This window comes from Pseudomonas sp. NPDC088885 (genome assembly GCF_044750025.1).
Taxonomy (GTDB): Bacteria; Pseudomonadota; Gammaproteobacteria; order Pseudomonadales; family Pseudomonadaceae; genus Aquipseudomonas; species Aquipseudomonas rustica.
The window spans coordinates 1-4,068 of the sequence record NZ_JBIVJB010000182.1; the positions used below are offsets into that span (position 1 = coordinate 1).

Genomic DNA, 4,068 nt, shown 5'->3' on the forward strand with positions numbered 1-4,068 from the left:
ACCAGGTTTGCAGCTCTTCGTCGTATTTGCGGTTACGCAGTACGGTCATGGCTTGCTGCTCGCGGGCCTGTTCGGTGCTGTCAGTGGCGCGACGGCCAAGGACTTCCAGAACGTGCCAGCCGTATTGGGTCTGGAATGGCTTGGACAGCTGACCTTGTGGGGTCTTGGCCATCACTTCGCGGAATTCCGGCACCAGTGCGCCCGGATCGATCCAGTTCAGGTCGCCGCCGTTAAGGGCCGAACCCGGGTCTTCGGAGTAGCTTTTCGCCAGTTCAGCGAAGTCTTCACCGGCCACGATGCGGTCATACAGCGACTGCACCAGGGCTTTGGTTTTGGCTTCGTCGCGAATCGGGCTTGGCTTCACCAGAATATGGCGGACATGCACTTCGTCTCGCATCTGGGTCTCGCCACCACGCTTGGCCAGCAGCTTGAGGATGATGAAACCACCCGGTGTGCGCGCTGGTTGAGTGATGTCGCCTACGGCCATGCTGCTCAGCTCGCGGTCGAACGGAGGTGGCAATTGAGCAGCTTTACGCCAGCCCATGTCGCCGCCTTCCAATGCGTTGTCGCTGGCGGATTTGGCTACAGCCAATTGACCGAAGTCGGCGCCTTGCTTGAGTTGCTGGTAAACATCCATGGCCTGACGGGCAGCGTTCTGAATCGCTTCAGAGTTGGCGCTTTCCGGGGTTGGAATCAGGATATTGGCCAGGTGCAGTTCTTCCGACAGCTGCATTTTGCCCAGATCGGAAGCGAGGAAGTTTTTCACTTCCTGCTCGGAGACCTGGATGCGTTCTGCCACACGACGCTGACGCACACGGCTGATGACCATTTCACGGCGGATCTGATCACGAGCGTCGTCATAAGACAGACCGTCGTGAGCCAGAGCGGCGCGGAATTGATCCACAGTCATGTTGTTGCGTTGTGCAATGGTGCCGACAGCCTGGTTCAGCTCTTCATCGGTGATGCGGATACCGGAACGTTCGCCGATCTGCAGTTGCAGGTTTTCGACGATCAGGCGCTCAAGCACCTGTTGATCCAGTACGCCCGGAGGTGGCTGGCCGCCTCCACGCTTGGCGATGGTCTGCTGAACTTCGTGGACACGCTGGTCCAGTTGGCTCTGCATGACCACGTCGTTGTCGACGATCGCGACCACTTTATCAATGGACTGAACGGCGGCGTTGGCCGCAGTACCCAGGAACAGCGCGCCCAGCATCAGCGGGCGCAGACAATCAGAAAGCTTGGTCTTCACGTTGACGATAACCTTGGATGCCTTTGTCGAGGAAGCTCTCTACCTTGGCGCCAGTGAGGCCGCCGAGTCCCTTCAGAACAATTTGGAGGAAGACGCCGTGGTCGCCTTTTTCGTTTTCCGGGGCGTTCTGACTGAATTCGTCATAGCTGACCCAGTAACGGTTGATCAGGCGCAGTTTCCAGCAGCAGTTGTCGTATTCGAAACCACCGAAGGCTTCCAGCGTACGGTTGCGGTTGTAGTCGTACTGCCAGCGACTGATGGCGCTCCACTGCGGAACGATCGGCCAGATGACCGAGAAATCATGCTGCTGGATCTTGTAGTAGTCCTTGACGTAGTTCTTGTCGCCCGGGCTGCCGTAATCACCACCACCCACCGACCATTTACCGGTGTTCTGGTCGTAACGAACCTGGTCGTTGCGATAGCGATAACCGAGGTTGACCACCTTGTTCGGATTATCTTCAGGCTGGTAGTGGAACATCGCGCTGCCGGACCGCGGGCTGCGGCTGTCCGGATCCCAGTTGTAGTCGGCCGTGGTGCGCCAATCGCGGTTCCAGCGATATTCGTATTCCAGTGCGTACGGCGAAACGTTGGCGTGCGCATCGTCGCGGGTTTTCGCGTCGATACCTGGCAGTTGTACTTCGCGATCCTTGAAGTACAGGGCTTGGCCGACACTCACGCGCTGGCGTTCGAAACCATCATCTTCAATCCAGCGGCTGGTTACGCCCAGCGACAGTTTGTTCTCGTCGCCGACGCGGTCGGAGCCGGAGAAGCGGTTGTCACGGAACAACGACGCGTAGTTGAAGGTGTATTCGCCGGTGTCAAATACCGGAATGTCTTCTTGATCGACCTCGGGAACATAGAGGTAGAACAAGCGGGGTTCCAGCGTCTGGCGATAGTTCTTGCCGAAATACGACGTATCACGGTCGAAATACAGGCCACTGTCGATGCTGGCAATCGGCACGCCGCGGTTTTGATTGCTGTCAAACTTGCCATTGAGCTTCTGTTGGTCAGGACTCATCGCATCAATTTGCGATTTGCCTTTGCCATCCAGATCCAGTTGGTACTGGGTGTATTGATACTTGAGCGATGGCTTCAGGAAGCCATAGGTCCAGTTCATCGGCAAGCTGACACCTGGTTTAAGATTCAGGCGATCGCCGTTGGCCCGTGCCAATCCAGTGATGTTGTTATCAAGGCGCGTTTCAACCGTACCATCTTCGTTAACGAAGTCGCCGTTTTGCAGATCACGGTCAAAGCGAACAAGCTCAGTCTCGTAATCGAAGTCCAGGCCTTCAGGGTGATACGGCAACTGACCATTGAAGGTGACCTGTGGCAAGCGGCCATAGGGCGTGATGTTTGACACAGTCGCCAACTGGTACTGCTGAGCATTCAATCGAGCGGTGTAGCTGTCGCCACGATAAGTGACCGAGCCCTGCTGATTCACAAAGTCGGAGCTCTTCACACCGATTTGATCGGTCTGCAGATCCTGGAAGTAGTAGGGGTCACTGATTTTGGTGTAATCGACCTGAGTCAGAACTCGAGAGTCGAGACCGCCCTTGTGCTGCCAGTTGTACATGTAGCGATTTTTTTCATAATCAGTCTGGTTGCTGCGATCGGTATCTTCATCGTTCAGATACGCCGCGCCGAACTGGCCTTCGCTCGACTTGGTCAGGTAGCGGAATTCGCCTTCCATCAACAGACCATGCTTGGCCATGTAACGCGGATACAACGTGGCATCGTAGTTCGGCGCCAGGTTGAAGTAGTACGGAGTAACCAGCATGAAGCCGGTATCGCTGCCGGTGCCAATGGTCGGCGGCAGGAAGCCGGACTGACGACGGTCGTCAATCGGGAAGTAGATGTACGGGGTGTACAGGATCGGGATGTCTTTGACCCGCAGTGTCACGTTGGTCGCAGTACCGAAACCGGTGGCCGGGTTCAAGGTGATGTTGTTGCCCTTGAGCTGCCAGGCGTTGCTGTTCGGTTCGCACGTGGTGTACGTACCGTCTTTCAAGCGGATGATCGCGTTCTCGGCACGCTTGGCGTACAGCGCGCTGCCGCGGATACGCGATTTGTGCATCACGTATTCGGCGTTGTCGACCTTGGCTTCACCGGTGTCGAGCTGTACATCGGCGTGGTCGCCGACGATCAGCGCGCCGTTGTCGCGAATGCGCACACCGCCGTTGAGTTCAGCGCGGCTCTCGGCCTGGTACAGGCTCGCCTCGTCGGATTCAACCTGCATGCTGCCCTGACGCAAGACGACATCACCGGCCAGCGTACCGACTTGATCATCAGTGTTATAGCGCGAGGCTTTTGCGCCGATAAAGGTAGGCGCATCGCTTTTGCTCGTCTTGTCATTCATGCCAGGACGAGGCGGCTCGATGTAGGCACCGGAGCAGTACGGGCCGGTTTCGGCCAGTTGCGCGGCGGTCAGCTTCTCGCGCGGAACCCAGTCGAGGTGACTGTAGTCTTCGCTACGGGCTTTCAGGCCGCGGCCTTTGGCTTCGGTGACGAGTGCTGTTTTAGGGCCAGTGTCGGCGGTCGAACCGTTTTCGGTCTCAGCGTCGCCGGCAGCGCTGACGGCACTGCCGTCATGCACTGGGCGCGGTGGCAATGCAGCCGCCGTCGCCTTGGGCGCACAGGCCCAACCACCCGTTGCCGAGACGGAGCAGTCATACTGCTCGGCGGCAACAACGAATTGACTGGCCAGAGGTTGCATAGCCAGCAGACTGCCGGTTACCAACAACGGAAATTTTTTACGAAACGCGGGGGATTTCAATGCCATCTTATTAGTCCGGGCTTCCTGCGTGCCATCTGCCCGCGGT

At 57.5% G+C, this 4,068-nt stretch carries 2 protein-coding genes; both read right to left on the reverse strand.

The window, feature by feature from the left end:
* A partial coding sequence (locus ACIP1X_RS28010; RefSeq protein ID WP_400755891.1) for a peptidylprolyl isomerase occupies positions 1–1,249 on the reverse strand: 1,249 nt, incomplete at its 3' end.
* Complete coding sequence (locus ACIP1X_RS28015) at positions 1,230–4,028, reverse strand: LPS-assembly protein LptD (RefSeq protein ID WP_400755892.1); 2,799 nt, start codon at positions 4,026–4,028, stop codon at positions 1,230–1,232. The genes ACIP1X_RS28010 and ACIP1X_RS28015, both read right to left, overlap by 20 nt.
* Positions 4,029–4,068: the final 40 nt, after the last annotated feature.

What these genes read in the sequence shown, in the direction of transcription:
- ACIP1X_RS28015 (WP_400755892.1), bottom strand. Translation starts at nt 4,028, where the DNA reads ATGGCATTGAAATCCCCCGCGTTTCGTAAAAAATTTCCGTTGTTGGTA.